Annotated in this window: 11 protein-coding genes; 5 read left to right on the forward strand and 6 right to left on the reverse strand. The window is 43.7% G+C overall.

The genetic code is table 11. From position 1 onward, the window contains the following. Nucleotides 1-189 precede the first annotated feature (189 nt). From AC1DU2_RS26705 to AC1DU2_RS26725, 5 genes are all read left to right on the forward strand, one after another. Nucleotides 190-2037: a TonB-dependent receptor domain-containing protein gene (locus tag AC1DU2_RS26705; RefSeq protein ID WP_477388216.1), complete on the forward strand. Its 1848-nt coding sequence runs from the start codon at nt 190-192 to the stop codon at nt 2035-2037. A gap of 29 nt (nt 2038-2066) precedes the next feature. Continuing rightward, entirely contained in the window at nt 2067-3653 is a 1587-nt protein-coding gene (locus AC1DU2_RS26710) for a SusD/RagB family nutrient-binding outer membrane lipoprotein (RefSeq protein ID WP_477388218.1), read from the forward strand. Nucleotides 3654-3672: 19 nt separating this feature from the next. Beyond that, a complete protein-coding gene (locus AC1DU2_RS26715) occupies nt 3673-4686 on the forward strand; it encodes a glycosyl hydrolase family 18 protein (RefSeq protein WP_477388220.1) in 1014 nt (337 codons plus the stop codon). Nucleotides 4687-4712: 26 nt separating this feature from the next. Next, on the forward strand, nt 4713-6053 hold the full coding sequence (locus AC1DU2_RS26720) for a glycoside hydrolase family 18 protein (RefSeq protein WP_477388222.1): 1341 nt from the start codon (nt 4713-4715) through the stop codon (nt 6051-6053). A 246-nt stretch (nt 6054-6299) separates the two neighbouring features. Then, nucleotides 6300-7079 (forward strand): LamG domain-containing protein, encoded by a 780-nt coding sequence (locus AC1DU2_RS26725; protein ID WP_477388224.1) that lies wholly within the window; start codon nt 6300-6302, stop codon nt 7077-7079. A 101-nt stretch (nt 7080-7180) separates the two neighbouring features. On the opposite strand, the gene AC1DU2_RS26730 is transcribed toward AC1DU2_RS26725, so the two are convergent. From AC1DU2_RS26730 to AC1DU2_RS26755, 6 genes are all read right to left on the reverse strand, one after another. Further along, nucleotides 7181-9238, reverse strand: coding sequence for a hypothetical protein (locus tag AC1DU2_RS26730; RefSeq protein ID WP_477388226.1), 2058 nt, complete (start codon nt 9236-9238; stop codon nt 7181-7183). Nucleotides 9239-9267: 29 nt separating this feature from the next. Further along, a complete protein-coding gene (locus tag AC1DU2_RS26735; RefSeq protein WP_477388228.1) occupies nt 9268-10713 on the reverse strand; it encodes a hypothetical protein in 1446 nt (481 codons plus the stop codon). Nucleotides 10714-10869: 156 nt separating this feature from the next. After that, entirely contained in the window at nt 10870-12468 is a 1599-nt protein-coding gene (locus AC1DU2_RS26740; RefSeq protein WP_477388230.1) for a solute:sodium symporter family transporter, read from the reverse strand. An 8-nt stretch (nt 12469-12476) separates the two neighbouring features. Then, nucleotides 12477-13487, reverse strand: coding sequence for a winged helix-turn-helix domain-containing protein (locus tag AC1DU2_RS26745; RefSeq protein ID WP_477388232.1), 1011 nt, complete (start codon nt 13485-13487; stop codon nt 12477-12479). Between the two features lie 77 nt (nt 13488-13564). Next, nucleotides 13565-15217: a RagB/SusD family nutrient uptake outer membrane protein gene (locus AC1DU2_RS26750; RefSeq protein ID WP_477388234.1), complete on the reverse strand. Its 1653-nt coding sequence runs from the start codon at nt 15215-15217 to the stop codon at nt 13565-13567. Between the two features lie 12 nt (nt 15218-15229). Further along, nucleotides 15230-18328: a SusC/RagA family TonB-linked outer membrane protein gene (locus AC1DU2_RS26755; protein WP_477388236.1), complete on the reverse strand. Its 3099-nt coding sequence runs from the start codon at nt 18326-18328 to the stop codon at nt 15230-15232. Nucleotides 18329-18530 lie beyond the last annotated feature (202 nt).

Genomic DNA, 18530 nt, shown 5'->3' on the forward strand with positions numbered 1-18530 from the left:
GCTTCTTATTATCTTATTATTGCCCGTGCGTGGATCGGGTATCCATCTGAAATGATCGTGAAGGGATGTGGGCATATTCTTTTTTACAAAGAAAAAAACTTGAAAGCCTTTTTGACAACCGCAACCCTTAAACTTATCACCTCTTTATCAACATTTTGTTGGCAACACCTCCCGTTTTTAACGTTTCTTATGCGTCAGCCCTGGGTGATTAACGAAATGCGGAACGAAACCCGTAAAAACAGGTTTATTGGTACTTTACAAGGTAACTATATCATTACCAGCTGGCTAAACCTGCAAGGCCGCATATCTACCGATTTTACTTATCTTACTTATAACAAATTCAGCCCGCGTACCACACCCGGCGCATTGGCCGGCGAGCTGGATCAGTTTGCTCAAAAAATGGGCACAACCGAAGGCGATGCCTTGTTAACAGCCCAAAAGCAGGTAAGTCCATCGCTTAACCTGGCCTTAAGGCTTGGCGGCAGTTTTTCAAGGATAGATAACCCCGGTACAACCTCAACTTTTATCAATCTTAACGTACCCGATGTGGTAAGCCCCAACAGCTTTTCAGATAAATCGGTTGTTGAAAACCATTACCGTAAACGCAACAACGGAGCTTATGCTTTGTTAAGCATTGGTTATAAATCATACCTGTATGTTGATGCCAGCGTACGTAAAGATGCATCGTCAACCCTGCCACAAGATAACAACAGCTACGTATATCCTTCGGTTGCCGCAAGCTTTATCTTTAGCGATTTTTTTAAGATAAACCCTTCAATACTTTCTTTTGGTAAATTAAGAATATCGGGTGCAGAGGTTGGTAACGATACTGACCCGTACCTGTTAAACTTAAATTACAACCTTTATCCGCAAACCTTTAATGGTACCTCGGTAGGGGGGATAGCCAGCACTGTATTGCCCAACAAAAACCTGAAACCTACACGTACTAAATCTTTTGAGATTGGTACACAGCTAAAGTTTTTTGGCGAGCGGTTAAATCTTGACGTTTCTTACTATACCTCCAAATCACGCGATCAGATTAACCTGGTGCCGGCGCCGTTATCATCAGGGTTTGCGCAGCAACTGGTTAACGCTGGTGTAATAGGCAATAAGGGCGTCGAGATAGCATTGAATGGATCGCCGGTAGCCACCAAAGATTTTGGGTGGGAGATTAATGTCAACTTCGCCAAAAATACCAATACAGTGTTATCCCTTGCCGATGGTATTCCATATCTGTCGTTGTCTGACGCGCGCTGGTTGGGCGTATCAGTAGTGGCAAAACCGGGTTCGCCATACGGCTCTATTTTGGGCTTTGATTATCAGCGCGATTCGCAAGGCAACATCGTGCTCGATCTGCAAACGCTGGCGCCAAAACAAGCCGAAGAGCGCAGTGTGCTTGGTAAAGGCACCTGGAACTGGACGGGCGGATTGGCCAACACCTTTCGTTACAAAAACTTTGGCTTAAGCGCGGTTATTGATATTAAGCATGGCGCCGACTTGTTTTCGATGACCAATATGTTTGCTATTATACGGGGCAGCCACGTTTCTACACTACCGGGCCGGGCCGAATGGATAAAATCTGAAGAGCAACGCCAAACCGCCGGTATGACCATTGAACAATGGCGCGCAGCAGGTAAAGTGCAGGGCTACATACCACAAGGTGTTTTGCAAACCGGTACAGATGCTAACGGAAACCCTGTTTATACGAAGAACACCACAGCGGTTGATCCTTCAAACTACTGGTCGCAATTTTATAGCGATGGCAATGGTGTTGCTACACCGTTTATTTACGATGCCAGCTACATAAAAATGCGCGAAATAACGCTAAGCTACAGATTCCCTTCATCCGCAATTGCAAAACTGGGCATTAAAGATCTTACGGTTGCTGTAGTAAGCCGCAACCCATTTATTATCCATAAAAATGTTCCGAACGTTGATCCCGATTCAAATTACAACAACGGCAATGGCCAGGGCCTGGAGTATGGTTCATTACCTTCAAGAAGAAGCTGGGGATTTAACGTCAACTTCAGGTTTTAACAGGTATGTATAATTTAAGAACGAACAACATGAAAAGAACTTTAAACAAATATACGTTGGCTGCACTCCTGATGCCGTTATTGCTATTCTCGTGCAAAAAATTTGGAGATGTAAATACCGACCCAACAAAATCTGCCAACCTTGATCCTATTAATCAGCTTAACTATGTAGAGTTGAGATTTGGCGGCGATGTAACTATTAATGAGCGTACAAGTATCATCCTTACAATGCCTATGGCGCAACAAATAGGCGGCGCTTATTATACCCGCTATGGCAGCGCTTATATTGAAGACAGGCAGTACATGTCTGAACTTTGGGAACTGGGCTACCCCAATGATGTTTTAAATATTGTTGACGCCGTGCAACGCAGCACAACTAAACCCAACCTGAATGCCATTTGCCGCATTATGAAGGTTTATGTTTTTGCAAGGCTCACCGATTTATATGGCGATATTCCTTATACACAGGCAGGTAAAGCCTATATTAATGGTACAGTACGCCCCAAATTTGACACCCAAAAGGATATTTATGCCGATTTTTTTAAGGAGCTGAAGGCAGCTGTTGCCCAGCTTGGTTCGGGCAGCATCGATGATGTTAGCAACGAGCTTTTATATCATGGCAACTTAACCAAGTGGAAAAAATTCGCCAATTCGCTACGCTTGCGGTTAGCTATGCGTTTGGTGAAAATTGACAATGCAGCAGCTAAAGCCGAGGCTACAGATGCCTTCAACGCCGGGCTAATGACAAGTAACGATGACATCTGTAAACTGGATTATATAAATATTACCAATGGTTATTCAGAGATAAGGGGTAACGGTGTATCAGTAGGCATTAACCAATACCAGGACGACGGCCGCCCAAGGGTTTGTACAACGTTGCTTGATGAAATGAAGGCCACCAATGATCCGCGCCTAAACTATATCGCACGCGCATACTGGGTTAATCCCGATAAATTAACCGACAGGCTTGATGTTACAGCACAGGTAAAAGCACAAGTTGGGCTGATAGGCGTTGGCCCTGGTAAATACAATTATGACGACTTTTTAGGGCCTATCAATATCGATTATCCCGGACGTGGTACATTGTCTGTTCCAAACGGAGGGCAAAAGGTACAACTGGCCGATTTTATGGTGCGCAGCGATGCTCCTTATTTGCACATGACCTATGCCGAAGTTGAATTTTTGCTGGCCGAAGCTAATACGCGGTGGGGCCTGGCATTAGGTGGCACAGCCAAACAACATTTTGAGAACGGTTTAGAGGCTGCCTGCCTGCAACTGGGCTTATACCCAACCGGACCCACATTGAGTACAGCCGAGATCCTGAAATTTAAACAGGACAACCAGCTTGCACCGGGTAAAGAACTGCAGCAAATAGATACCCAAATATGGGCCGCGCAATTAATGAACGGACCCGAGGCATATGCCACGTGGCGGCGCACAGGTTACCCTGTTTTGGTGCCAGGTGTAACAGCCGAATCGGACGTAACTACTATACCACGAAGGTTTGAATATCCTTTAACCGAACGCGAACAAAACTCGGCAAACATTGCAGCTGCGATTACCGCGCTTGGCGGTAAAGATACCTGGACAGCACGTATTTGGTGGGATAAACAATAAACCTGACAGAAGATAACAAATGAAGATATTAAAAAATAAAGCCTTGCTAACCGTTGTTGTTTTTGTGTTGCTGAATGCCATCGGCTGTAAAAAAAGCAATGTAAAGGCCGAGGTGAAATCTGATACTACTACAACAGTAGCTGCAAATTTTAGGGTGGTAGGTTACCTTAGGTACGGAGATAACCTGCTTAACGAGGCAAAGGCTATTGATATGGGCAAAATAACCCATCTCAATGTGGCTTTCATTAATCCCGATGCCGATGGGGATTTTACCGCCGATGCCGATTTGAAACAGGTAGCCATAATGGCCCATAATAATAAGGTTCAGGTACTGGCATCTATTGCAGGCGGCACTCCGCCTGCGTATTTCAGCAAATTGATAGCCCCGGCCATGCAATCTAAATTTATTGCCGGGCTCATAAAGCTTGTTGATGATAATTTGCTGGATGGTATAGATGTGGATATTGAGCAGGAGCTTATTGATAATAATTACGAATCATTTGTTACCGCGCTTGCTGCCGCGTTAAAGGCCAAAGGCAAGCTTACAACCGCTGCCGTTGCTACGGTTTATGCCAGCAGGTATCCTGACAACGCTTTGGCTAAGCTGGATTTTATCAACGTAATGTCATACGATAAAACCGGGCCGTGGAAGCCGTCAAATCCGGGCCAGCACTCGCCGTATAGCATGGCGGTTGACGACATGGCTTATTGGAGTGGTACGCGTGGCATCGCCAAAGAAAAACTCAGTTTAGGGGTGCCTTTTTATGGTTATGGCTTTGGCACAAACGCACCGGCCGATATATCGTTCAGCCAGATTGTTGCCACGTATCCTGATGCCGTGAATCTTGACCAGGTAACAGTTAACGGCGGAGGCATAATTTATTACAACGGCATCACAACCATAAAGGCCAAAACGGAGCTGTCGATTGCAAAGGCCGGGGGCATCATGATATGGCAATTGCGACAGGATGCAACAGGGGCAAACTCCTTGCTGGGCACCATTAATACAGTGATAAAATCACACTCAAAATGATCAATTACTATTTTAAAATATTAAACATGAAAAAGATTAAGTATACCCCTATACCGGTATTTATGCTGGCAATGCTTATGGCATTTACCGGGTGTAAAAAAGATGAAGTTAAAAAACAAGAGGACGCTAATCCATATTATCCACGAATATTTGATAACCTGAAGGTGTTTGGATCAAACCAGATCATTAACGAAGGTACAAGCGCCAGTTTTTCGGGCGTGTTGTTTACACCGGCAGGTAAGGTTAAAATAAGCTGGCAGGTAAATGGCAAAGAAATGTCGGCCGATCCGGCATTTAAGTTTACCCCAACAGCGGGTGGCGAGTATACCATTAAACTGGTAGCTACTTACAACGGCGATTCAACATCGCGCCAAACCAAAGTGTTGGTGAATCCATCAACCTATACCTTTAAACCTTATACAAAAGTTGTGTTGGCCAACCTTACAGAAGATGGTACCGCCGCCGATGTGGTTTGGAGTAATATCACACACCTGGAGTACCAGGTAGGTAAAGTTGCTGCAGATGGAACCCTTGATGTATCCAAAGGAAACGTAAACCAGCATGTAAATGAAATTGTTGCTCGTGCCCACATTGCAGGCATACCGGTTATTATGGGTATCAGCGGCCACCTTTCAGGTATTGACGGATGGGCCATTTACGAAAGCAATGATTTTGGCACAGCCATCCGTAACCCAACATCTATGAAACTGCTTATCGATTCGGTAAAAGCTTACGTTGCCCGTAAAAAACTGGATGGTGTAGATATTTATATGACGGATATCAACTCTGGGAACGCGCCAGACAACATTCATGCTATAGGGCCATTTTTAACGGCATTAAAAGCGGCCTTGCCCGCGGGCGCTTTAGTTACTGTTACCGCACCAGTAAACTACCAGCATTGGGAGTACCCCGATCTTTCAAAGGCCGACTGGGTGAATATTCACGCTTTTGAAGATAATATTCATATAGGCCCGGATGCACCCGTGGGGCAATCATCAAGCTATGATTTTATGGTATCGGGCGCACAGATATGGACAGCCTTTCATTTACCTGCCAGTAAACTTGTTGTTGGGATACCGGCATTTGGTCTGCGTTACAACTCGCTTAATGCGGCTGGTAACAACGAAAGCTGGGGCTCATATGATTACATGACCTACAAAGCTATCATAGCCGCCGACCCTGCAAACGCCGGTAAAGAAAAGGCTGATATTGCCAAAGGGGTATATTATAACGGCGTTCCGTTGGTTACTCAAAAGGCTAATTATATCAATGCAAACGGCTTTAAAGGGGCATACCTATGGGCTGCCGATTATGATGCGACGGGCTCCAGTTCCCTGTTGACTGTTCTTCATCAGGCCTTAAAGTAGTGTTAAGTTAATAGTACTAAGTCTTAAGTCAAAAGCCCAATTTAAGAACTTAAAACTTTCGACTAAGGACTATCCGTCATTACAAGATTAACATAATAGTAGCATCGGTTTCTAATGCGCAAGGCAATTCAATGCTAAAGAGTAGTAACTAAAAGATTATTGAAAACAGGTTAAGAATATAATTATATAACAACATGCAATACAAACAACCTATATAATTTTTTAACAACTTAATTTACAAACACCATGAAAAAAATGTTTTTGGTACTCCTTGCAGCTGTAATGATAACAGCTTGTAAAAAAGAAAGCTCAAACGTACAATCGGCAAGTAAAGCTACCGCTGTTACAAAACAAAAAACAGTAAACAGCACTTTATCGTTTGCCGGTTATACCTGGGTTGTGAGCGCTCCGAGTGGCCAGGTAAGCCCCGGCCCCAATTACTGGAACGGATCAAATGCCTGGGTTGATGCCAATGGCTGGCTGCATTTAAAGATTGCGAAAAATGCATCAAATAATCATTGGGAATGCGCAGAGGTTTATACCACAGCAAGCCTTGGTTACGGAACTTACCAGTGGCAGGTTGAAGGAACATTAGGCTCATTTGATAAAAATATCGTTTTCGGGATGTACAACTATTCGGGTAATGATGGCCACGACGAAATGGATATCAAGATAGCCCGCTGGGGAAATGCCGCCTGGGATAATTTAAATTATACAATTTGGCCGGCAACGGGTGTTACCGGAAGCCCCGGATCTACTACTCATTCATTTACCACACCTAATGGTACTTATACAACCCATAGATTCAAGAGAACCAGCAGCAGTGTAAAACTGCAAAGCTTATATGGTTTCCAGGATGGAGATGCGAATCAATTTCAGACGGATACTTTCAATACGCCAGGCACGTCTATCAGTACACTTAGTATGCCGGTACATATTAATTTATGGCTTTTTAACGGATATGCCCCATCCGATAACCAGCCTGTTGAAGTAATTATTCACAGCTTTAAGTTTACGGCGCTTTAATTGTTGATTTTTGATAAAGCCAAGCGTTTAATCGCTTGGCTTTATCTTTTACTTTTCTGAATAGGTGGTTAATGAAGTCTCAGCATCTCCACATCAATCAACTATATTTGGATATGCGCAGTTTCTCCGTTTTGAATAACATAGGTATGTCTGCTCTCTCCCTTATGTATAGTTATTTCTATTTTTCCATCTCTTTTTTTTGCAACTTTTAAATCAAATTCGGTCCCAAAGGCATGAATATTATTTAGCGACATGGTTTTCCAGTTTTTGGGCAACCTGGGGGTACAGTTGAATTTATTTAGCCCGGTGGGCCTGATCCCGAATAGCCCTTCAATAAAAATCCGGCAGTATAGGCCGCTTTCGGCCGATAAGTGCCTTTGATTGCCTTCGGGGTAGGCTTCAACAGGGTAGGGAACGTGCTCGCCTAAAAGCCTTCTGCGCGAATAATAATGTAAAAATGTAAGTGCTTTACCTGTTTCACCAGCCTGCAAAACTCCCCGTAAGGCATATAAGGTAGAGCGATCCCAGAAAGTATCTTTTCCCTGTTCGGTAGCTAAACCATCGGCTGTCCACAGCTGGGGGGAAAATAGTGCATCGATGGTGCCTTTGCTCCGGTCAAAAATTCCCATGGCCAGGGGCATACAGATCCAGGCGCGTAATGTATTATTAGTTTCGTAGTACCTATAGGTTTTGTAATTGTTAATAGAGGCCCCGAAATATTGCTCAATATTTGTTTTTAACCGGGCGGCCTGCTGCTTGTAATCGGCAGCTATTTTGTTTGGTAAATGAAGTTGTTCACTAAGAAAAGCAGCGGAGATCAATGCATCATAATATAAACAGTTGGTAGATAAATTGGCTTTGCCGGCAGGAAACCGCCCTTCCAGTTCATCTGCATCGGATGTTACCACGCCTTGCTGGTTAATGTGCCGGCGGCTGTATTCCAGGCACCAGGTTATTAATGGCCACAGTTTTTGGGCCGAATCAATGTTTCCATAAGTAAGCGCGTATCTTGAAGCGCCATAGGCAATCATGGCCTGGTCGCCGCGGTCACCTGCACCATTCCAGGTGGTATCGCCTTCGGCAACTATGGAGCTTGGTATCGGTTTATACTGCGGATTCATATACCGGGCAAATAACCGGTAACAATTCATGGCCGATAGGTTTCCTATCCTATCGCCCGAAAAAGCAAAATAGGGGCTAACGTATTCTGCCTGGTCATTGGCCCAGATAGCGGCATAGTAGGATAGGCCACCCGGTCCGTGCATATAGCCGCTTTTGGTTTTAAAAATGCTTTCTGTAGCGCGTATTTTGGCAAAGGCAAATTCGGTATTTAGTATGCTATCGGGCGTTTGCAACTGCAGGGGACTTATTATTTCTGCTATCCGTTTTTCCCTGGCTTTTTCTTCCAAATCTGGATTCACCGAAGCTAAGGCATCAGGATGGTCGGTGGCAAGAAAGCAAATCGAAAAGGTGAAAGATTTACCCGGCTGCAATACATGGTTACCGTCATTAACCGATTTAATGATGACTGTATGTGGCGATGATTTGCTGGTAAGTGGGTCTGTTGTTATCTCCCGTTTTAACTTTTCCATCGAAACGGTTACCGGCTTATTGCTAACGTTGGTCAGCTTAAATCTTTCTATGGCTAATGGTTTATCTACCGATGGAAACAGGCTGCGCTCAATATCTACCAATCTACCTCCGGCTTGGGCGGATATGCGCATAATACCGCGCTGGCTAATGCTTTTTACCTTCAGGGGTATATCATCGGCCGCTACTCCCTGGGTGACATTATTAATTGTCAGCAGTTTATTATCGATATAGATACGGGGCAGTTCATTATCCTGAAAGGTGTGTGCTATATGGCTTCGGGTATCATCGGGCAGCATCCTGAAGGTAGGGAAAACCACCGTACGGGTAATGTTAGCTAAACCAGGCGTATCAACACGATAGCCAATCCACAGCGAAACCTTTTCGCCCGACATTTCGATATGGTCTGCATGCGGAAGCCTGCTATCTATTTTCCAGGATATGGCGCCGTTTTTTTGGATGCTCCACCTGTCATTTTGTACCGGTAAATTTTGTTGTTGTGCATAGATTGTTAAATGAGCAAACAGGATAGCTAAAATTGAAAAAAACAATTTCTTTAAAAATTTCATAAAGACGGACGATGGAAATAACGATAAGATTAATACACTTTAATGTTTACTTTTTTACCTGGTGTTACGGTTGTTTCTACAAAAGATATCATCCTGTTTTGGTTATCAGTTCCTTTTTTTGAGGCAACAACATTTCCATTGATATTAGCGCGTTTAAATGAGCCATAAAACATCGCTTTCCATTTAAATGGTTGTTTCCCTGTATTAGTAATAGTTGATTGTTGCTTGTTTATATGTGCCAAGCTGATACTGGTGTTTAAAAGAGATAAGTGATCAACGGAGGCGTTGCCTGCACCGTTAGTTTTGTAAATGGTGCCCAGCGTTTTGGTTCGCGCATCGGGAGCAATACCCATTAAGCCCTGCACAACTCCTTCAATTATACCATAGGATACTTCGGGATATTCACGCCTTGCTGTTGATGGGTTAGATAGGAATACAATGTATTCCCTTGCCTTTTCCCACTCACCAAATTTATAAAGGAGGTAAGGGTAGTAGGACATGTTTTCAACGTTCCACCGCGAAGCGGCTACGCGTTTAATGGTTTTGTTTGCTCTTACTGTGTCTTTTAAAGCATCAAACCAAAGCAGAAAGGTTTCTCCTTCCTGCATACCAAATTGGCTGTTGTTGCTGTAATAGGTATAATACTGGTTGTCTTTTTCGTTCCACCAGTCGGCCTCCAGGTGTTTCCTGTATTGTTGTGCCTTTTGCGCATAAAGTGCCGCTTCTTTAAGCTTTCCTCTTGTTGCCAAAATTTCCGAATAGGTAAGCATTCCCCGGTACAGGGCTGCAACCAGGTCGGCACCTGTTTTTAAATTCGGCACTCCTTCGGAGTAAGAAGGTAATCCGCGGCACCTGTGAAAAGCATCGTTTTCGTTGTAAGGGGCCGGCGCATTAGGATGGGCGGGCCTTTTGAGCATAGAATCGGGATAAAGCACCCAGGCGTCTATATATTCTTTTACCGTTTTTTGCTGAAAATTAACAAAAGCGGGGGCGTTAATATAATGGCTGTCGCCGGTCCAAAGGTACATCCGCCAGCTTGCATTCAAAATATCGAAATTGGCAGGCAGGTTATACCAAAATTCCTTGTCGTTCCGGTAATCATCTGGTGCCGGCTTTGCCCATTTGTTAATTTCCCAATAGGTGCACCAGTCTTTTGACTGGGATATATTAGCCGCAAACAGGTTAAACATATTGGTGTTTTGGCGGCTCAATCCTAATATCTCGGCGCCGATGCACTGGTGCGATACATCGCGCATACAAAATGCCGATCTGGGCGGAAGAGCGGATTCATACCAGGGGCCAACGGGGTCGGTATCAGCGCCTTTATAATGCAGTGCTGTTTCCTTGGCCCAGTTGAATGATTGTACAAGTTCTTTATCAGAAGAAGTAAAAGTGACCTCCTTTTCCTGGGCGATAATTTTATAGCCCGTAAAAAGGAATAAGATTAAAGCTGCTTTGTATTTAAGCAAAACCATGTTGTGTAAGTTATAATTATCAGGTTAAATGAATTGGTAAACTAAATTTGAACTGGTATGATCGCCATTTGATCATCGAATAAAACTTCGCCTGTTTGGAAAAATACTATTCTGTTCTATTCTATAAAATTATTAAATATTTTTATAGTGCCAAAATTATTTTGCAAGAATAAGCGGTGAAAAAAGAACAAATAACGCTATCATGAGTACAAGCAATATCACGGTATAATAGTGCCGGTTTTTCCAGGGTTTTATATCCACTGCATTATTAAGCTTCAGTGTATACGGAACGGGCATGGGGTATAATTTGCCAATAGCCAGCATAATACCACAGGTAACCACAAATAAAATAGCCATGATGTGAAGAAAATGGATATGCGTATCAAAAACTAACTGCGAAATGGCATAGCATACAATAAAAAAAACCAGTCCTGTTTTAGCCGCAATTGCCGGGACCTTGGTTGTAACAAAGCCCATAAACATAATGGTAAATATGGGCACATTAAAAAAGCCGTTAACTATTTGCACATAAGTATAAAAGCCGCTTTTTACAAACATGATGAGCGGGGCAATAAACATGGCAGCTAGGCAAACAACAATTTCAAATTGCTTGGCTGTTCTTAATAGCTTTTTTTCGGGCGCCTGTTTTGAATACTTTTGTAGCCAGGGCTTATAAATATTAAGCATGAACAAGGTGCTGGAACTGTTAAGGCCTGCATTAAAAGTAGTAAGGGCGGCAACAAATATCACCGCGGCAATAAAGCCAGCTATAAAAGGAGGGGATACCAGGCTGTCCAGTCGCGGAAAAACTTCGGCGGTATTATGCATTTTTGAAAAAACATGCACTGCTATAATACCAGGTATATTTAAAAGCAGGGGCGAGATCAGTTTTCCTAATGAGGCTATGGCCAAGCCTTTTTGCGAAGTTTTAAGATCTTTTGAGGCAAGTACCTGCTGAATGATATATTGCTCGGTACCCCAGTAGTAAAGATTAACCAGCAACATACCGGTGAATAAGGTGCCAAAAGGGATAGCGTCTGATGATGAGCCGATACTATTCAAGTGCTCCTTATGCACAGTAAGCACCTGGTGTAAACCTGCCTGGATATTGCCATGCCCTATATATTTTAACCCGAAGAATGGCAGCAGGATTCCGCAGGTAAAAAAGCCAATCCCAAGCAGGATATCCAGTTTGGTAATTGCCCTTAACCCGCCCAGCATCGAAAAAAGGCAGCCGATTGTTCCCATTATCCAAACCAGGATCAGGATGACCGTTGAATATTCTATTTTCCAAACGTCTGAAAAGTGAAATAAACCGTTAAAGGCCACGGCCCCGGCATATAATACTGATGGGAGTAGGTTGAATACGTAGCTGACCAAAAATATAACCGAAACCAATTTGCCAACGCCACCCCCATACCTTGCGGTCAAAAAATCGGGCGTGGTTGCTATACCCATTTTAATGTACAGTGGCATTATAAATTCCGATACCAGCTGCATGGCCAATACCGAACTTACTCCCCAGGCCATAACCGTCATGTTATTGGTATAGGTTAGCTCGTTTTCGCCAATGATAGAGGCTGTATTGATATTGGTAAACAGCAGGCCGCCGCCAACAAGTAAAAACCCCAGGCTCCTGTTGGCAAAGAATAGACCATTTAATGTACTGACCTTGGGTTTGCCAGATTTGTACCAGAAAGCAAAAGCCACTATCCCGGTAAAAAAAAGAAAGCCGATGATCATGCTGGCGTTCATAACAAAGCCTAAAGCGTATGCCTCTCAAACAGGTTCATAGGAACGGTAAGCTGTATTTTTTCTTTTGATAAAACAGCATGGCCGGCCATTTTTCCCATGTTCGAGAAATCAGCAGAAAAGGTGGTGATACCGATGATCTCTTTAGCGGGTTCATCATTATGTGATAACACGCCGAGGTCTTTACCCGGTTTAAGTTTTTGGGTTTTGCAATCGCGCATAATCTGCCATAAGGCAAAGTTGTCCAATGTAAAATATACCTTTCCCTTTTCAACAGAACCTGGAAGGTATTCTTCCTCTATCCGGCCTTTTATGCTAAATTCTTTCAGAAACTTTTTAAATGAATCTACAATCTCTTTAGGATCTAATGAATTTGCCGAATGATAAAATATAAATTCATCAAACTGTTTTATTTTGGGTGCCAGCTTTGAAAAAACAGCGTAAGATGCATCCCCAAACTCCTGGGTAATGTGGTTAAAGTCGCTGTCCAATTGTTCAAAGCGATCAAACATCAGGAATTTATTGCGGGGGATGGTCTCCAATAATTCTTTTGTTTTGGGATGCGGAATAGGAGCAACTACGTACATGCCATATTTGCCTTTTATTTGCAGCAGGATAGTTTCAAATATTTCGATATTGCCGTGATGGAAATAAGGAGTTAGCTGGACATTTTCGCCCAGTTCGTGCCTGAAATTCCGGTAAAACTGCTCTTCAAAAGTATCCAGGTTATACATCAGCAAGGCTACGTTTAAAGTTTGGCCTGTATTGCCGTTGCCTACAAAATAACCCAAACGGTTCTTCGCTTCTACAATCCCACGGCTAATTAAATCCTTATAGCCTTTCACAATGGTTTCCCTTGAAAAACCAAGCTCTTTAATAAGCCGGTTTACAGATGGCAGCATCTCGTCCTGGCCAATTATTTTTTCATCTATAGAATTAATAATCCCCTGTACAAAGCGGTCGTGCTTTGAGTAAGATGGGATTTCGGCCAGCTTCCTTATTTCTTCGAAAATTCTATCCATTGAGTACGTGTAGTTTTAGGCAAAGTAAGCAAAAAAAGGCAGCTGCTTTGCTGCCTTTTTTTTAAGCGTAGTATGTTTTAGTTGTAATTGGGGTTTTGTTTTAGGTTAGGATTAATCTGTATCTCCTTGCGGGGAATAGGATAGTAATAAAAACTGGGCACCCATGTCCTTTTTTGCATGGTAACTACCTTGTAAGTAAAGGAAGTATTTGCAGAGGAGGTTGGTGTGATGGTAATACCCAAACCATCTTTTGAACCAATTTCGGCCATGCCCCATCGGCGCAGGTCAAAGTAGCGGTGCCCTTCAAAACATAGTTCTATTCGTCTTTCATGGCGAATGGCGTCTGTTAAAGCGGCTCCGGTTGCTGTAATTGCCGGCATCCCGGCCCTGTTCCTTATCTTATTCAGGTAAAGTAATGCCTGCCCGCTATTGCCAAGGGCGGCTTGAGCCTCTGCATAATTTAAATAAATTTCGGCCAGGCGGAATGATACCCACTGACAGGCGCTATAGGGCTGAATATTAAAATTATAACTTTCATCAACCATTTTTCGCATGGTATACCCTGTTTTTGAAGCATTCCATGGAGATAAAGAGCTTTCTTTTGAATCGAGTCCGCCTTCATAAAACTGCGCGCCCCGGCCCTGAAAAGGCGATCCGTTAAACAGGATGTCTGCATAAAATCGCGGATCCCTGTTTTGGTAAGGGTTCGCACCGTTGGTAGCCCAGTTAAACGGCGTTCCGTCGGCCATATCAAAGTCTTCCACCATTTGCTCCAGTACATTGTAAGCGCTGTAGCCATTGTATCCGTTCGGGCTAAGGTCGCGATAGAGCGTATTGTACCTATCCTCCTGAACAGTTGCGTTGAATACCCTTGAAAATATTACTTCGCTGTTAAAAAAATCGGTAAAAATGGTGTTGTAGGTTGAGGAATTGCCATGCAACGAGTATTGACCCAGATCGATAACAGCCTTTGCCGCATCGGAAGCTGCCTGCCACCTGCCTGCCTCATTTCCGGTGTTATAAGTAGGGCTTGCCGCATACAGCAACAGGCGCGATTTAAGCGCGAGCGCAGCACCCAGGGTGGCCTTGCCATAGTTATCGGTATTGCTATAGCTTTTAGGAAGTATGGCAGCTGCTGCGGCAATATCAGTCAGGATAAAATCTCTGGTCTGGTCCCAGGTGGCCCTTGATTCATTGAAGGTATTATCATTAGCCGTATACACTTTGGTGATCAATGGTACCCCGCCGAAGCGCTTCAATAATTCAAAATAACATAATGCTCTTAAAAAGTGAACTTCACCTTTCATATTGTTGAGCTGTGCACCATGGCCCACGGTATCTGCCTGTACCACATTTTGAAAAAACTGGTTGGTTTTTTGGATGGTGCTGTACAAAGTTGTCCAATAATTARGGGTAGAACTGTAATTTAAAGGGAAAGAGCTGCCCTGGTTATCTGGAGTAGCCTGCCCCAGCACGTAGGTATTTTCATGGCACCAGTTAAAGTTACTGTATAACTCATCTGTTTGAGAGCCCCATCCAAAGCCGCCATCTTTAAATGCAAATACCGATTCTTTATATATCTGGTTAACAAATACCTGGATAAGGGCGGGGTCCGTCCAAACCGTATTGGTTGAAAAGGAGCTGGTTGGCTGCAAGTCGAGTACTTTTTTACAGGAGATACCTGTACACAGCAGCAGTACTAAACTGAATATATTGACTGTTTTTTTCATTGCGTAAATCATTTAAAATGTAACATTTACCCCAAGATTGATGACCCGTTGCTGCGGATAGATCCTGCCGTTATTAACGGTACCGGTAGCACTTTCAGGGTCGAACGAAGGGCCAAAGCTGTCAATGGAGAACAGGTTATTTCCGCTTACGAATACCCTTGCCGCCTTTACTTTTATCCGGGCTAACAGGTCTTTAGAAAAGCTATAGCCAAGCTCTACGTTTTTAAGGCGCAGGAAAGCATCATTGCGAAGCCAGAAAGTTGATGGATAAGCGTTTGAGCCAAAAGTGCGGCTTGTTGGGCCATTAAATGTGCGGGGGTAGGTATCATCCCCTTCTTTTTGCCAGCGGCCTGTGAAAAACTCTTCGGCTATATTCAATCCGCTTGGTAATAAAATGGCTTTTGATTTGGCCTGTCCCTGGAAAAATATAGTTAGATCGAAGTTTTTATACCGCCCGCCAAGGGTGAGGCCGTAAAGGATCTGCGGTGTGTTTGAAAGTGTAGTTCTTACCTTGTCAAGGTCGTTTATCACTCCGTCTCCGTTTATATCTTTATACCTGATATCGCCAACACCGGTACCTGTTGGGTGAGGTGAAGCATTTAGCTCAGTGGTATTCTGAAAAATACCATCGGCCTGGTATAGCAACCATGAATCAATGGGATAGCCTGTTACGCGCTGGTAAGCAGGTACATTTGCCGGCTCGGCACCGTATATCACCTTATTAACCGCATAGGTCATATTACCATTAACATTGAAAGAGAAATCTTCGTTTAGTTTTTTATTGTAGCCAAGGTCAAGCTCCATACCCTTGTTATTTACTTTACCAAGGTTTACATCGGGTAAGGTAAGCCCTGTATAATCGGGTACGGCCGCGCTTGGTGCAACCAGTATATTATTCCTTGACGAGCGAAAAACATCTACGCTGATGGAAAGCGCATGAAATAACTGCGCATCAATCCCAAGGTTGGTGGTTGTAGCCACTTCCCAGGTGATATTAGTGTTTGGTGTTGGGCCTAACGAGAAACCAGGCACCTGGGTAGCGTTGGGGCCAAAATAATAACCTGCCCCCAGATATTGTGATATCTGGCCTGCCTGAAGCCCATAGGTTTGGATGTACTGGAAGGCGTTAACCGCATCATTACCGGTTTTGCCCCATGATCCTCTCAGTTTCAGGTCATCAATTACAGACGAGTGGAAGAAGCTTTCCTGCGATATCCGCCAGGCGGCTGATAAGGATGGGAAGAAACCAAAGCGTTTGCCTGCCGGAAAGTTAGGAGATCCGTCATAACGCATATTGTAATCCAGCAGGTATCTGTCATCATAGTTGTAAGATAACCGGCTAATGAAGTTTTGACGGGCAAATTGTGTAGTTATAGAATTGTTGGTTTGGCCTACGGTGCTGCCGGCAAATAATTCGGTTACGTTATTACTTAAAAAGCCGGTACGGTAAGCATCCAGCTCGGTATACGTTTGTTGTTGCTGCTCGTAGGCTACAAATGCTTCTATACCATGCTTTTTAAATTTGTGCTCGTAGCCTAGTTTAATGTTAGCCAGCCTGCTTACAGTTTGGCTATTGGTAATGGATAAATTTGGAGGAACGGTAGAGGTAAACTCATCATAATTGCCTGTTGTTTTATTATAACTATAAGCAGGAGGGGGCAGCGCGTTAAAACCTTTATATTGGTTTGAGTTTACATCGTATGCAAAATAGCCGTCAAGATGCAGGCCTGGCGTTACCTTTGGCAATGCCCAGCTGAACGATGTTTTCGTTTGCAAAAAGTTATAATTGTTGTGGGTATAGCCCAGGTCGCCATTCAATATATATACCATACTGGTGGCAGGGCCGCCACCAATACCTACGCCGACTTTACCATTTGGATATACTGGAATCAGGTAAGGATAGGCATTCCACAACTGGCTGAATATAGCATTGGCGTCGTATCCCGGCGCTTCGCCGTTTTTGTATTCAGCGCGGTACATCACGTCCACGCCGATCTTGAAATTATCGGTAGCCGAGATGTCGATATTGGCGCGGCCATTGTCATTTTTGTAATAATCGGTACCGCTATTATATATACTGTTCTGAAACAGGTGCTGGCCCGAGATGTAATACTTTACCTTATCCGAACCGCCTCTTAACGTTAACACGTTATTGGTTTGAGTTGCCCAGTTTCTCATTACTGCTTTCCACCAATTGGTGTTGGGGTGGCCAAGCGGGTCGGTGCCATCTTTGTACTTTTGAATATCATCAGCAGTGTATTCATGCTGCTGGCCAACCAGGTCATCATATTCATTGGCCGATTGCGCAAACTCCCAGGAGTTTAACATTTTGGGGACCCGGGTAGGCTGCGTCATAGAAAAATTGGACGTAAATGATAAAGTGGTTTTTCCTGCTGTACCTCTTTTAGTGGTAATCAATATAACACCGTTTGCCGCCCTTGCACCGTAAATAGCCCCGGCAGCGTCTTTTAAAACGGTGAAGGATTCGATATCCGCAGGATCTAAGCGATTAAAACCACGATCGGGGATACCATCGATCACAACCAGCGGACTGGTATTACCCAGGGTGCCTTTTCCCCTCACCAGGATACTGGCATCATCAGCGCCTGGTTCGCCGCTCCGGGTGTTAACAATCAGCCCCGGTACAGCGCCTGCAAGCGTATTGGATACGTTAGCAACCGGCGATTTCTCCAGTTCTGTCCCTTTAATGGTACTTACAGCTCCCGTGAGGTTTGCTTTTTTCCTGGTACCATAGCCAATCACCACTACTTCGCCAAGGTTTCCCGAGGTTTTGTCTGGTGCCATGGCTAGATCTCCATTCCAGTCTTTGGTAACTGCGACTGTTTTTTTCAAATAACCGATAAAGGAGAACGAGAGCTTTGCATTGATTTCGGGAACGCTGATCTTGTAAAATCCGTTCACATCGGTACTTGTGCCTTCAGCAGTTCCGTCAAGCAAAATACTTACTCCGGGAAGGGGCTGGCCGTGTTCGTCGGTTACATGGCCAGATACACTTTTTTTTTGCTGGGCAAAACCCTGCTGGAAACAAAGTAGCAAAATAAGGCATAATACATACGTGCCCAGTTTTTTAGGTGGTACTTTTTTTTTCATAATAATTGGTTTGGTTATTGAATAATTGGTTATTCTGTTCTGTTCTATTCTTTAATAAAAGTAAGAGGCTTTTTTGATACAACCAAATGTTTTTTTTATTTTTTTTGGTGTAATGGCGGATAGGCACCCTGAAGCTTAAAAACAATACCCCAAAGTGACATAACCAACAGGCTGGTCAAAGCTATATATCACATTATCAATG

Source organism: Mucilaginibacter sp. P4_C11 (genome assembly GCF_056402115.1).

Coding starts and splice junctions, on each gene's coding strand:
- AC1DU2_RS26705 (WP_477388216.1), top strand. CDS start 190: ATGCGTCAGCCCTGGGTGATTAACGAAATGCGGAACGAAACCCGTAAA.
- AC1DU2_RS26710 (WP_477388218.1), top strand. CDS start 2,067: ATGAAAAGAACTTTAAACAAATATACGTTGGCTGCACTCCTGATGCCG.
- AC1DU2_RS26715 (WP_477388220.1), top strand. CDS start 3,673: ATGAAGATATTAAAAAATAAAGCCTTGCTAACCGTTGTTGTTTTTGTG.
- AC1DU2_RS26720 (WP_477388222.1), top strand. CDS start 4,713: ATGAAAAAGATTAAGTATACCCCTATACCGGTATTTATGCTGGCAATG.
- AC1DU2_RS26725 (WP_477388224.1), top strand. CDS start 6,300: ATGAAAAAAATGTTTTTGGTACTCCTTGCAGCTGTAATGATAACAGCT.
- AC1DU2_RS26730 (WP_477388226.1), bottom strand. CDS start 9,238: ATGAAATTTTTAAAGAAATTGTTTTTTTCAATTTTAGCTATCCTGTTT.
- AC1DU2_RS26735 (WP_477388228.1), bottom strand. CDS start 10,713: ATGGTTTTGCTTAAATACAAAGCAGCTTTAATCTTATTCCTTTTTACG.
- AC1DU2_RS26740 (WP_477388230.1), bottom strand. CDS start 12,468: ATGAACGCCAGCATGATCATCGGCTTTCTTTTTTTTACCGGGATAGTG.
- AC1DU2_RS26745 (WP_477388232.1), bottom strand. CDS start 13,487: ATGGATAGAATTTTCGAAGAAATAAGGAAGCTGGCCGAAATCCCATCT.
- AC1DU2_RS26755 (WP_477388236.1), bottom strand. CDS start 18,328: ATGAAAAAAAAAGTACCACCTAAAAAACTGGGCACGTATGTATTATGC.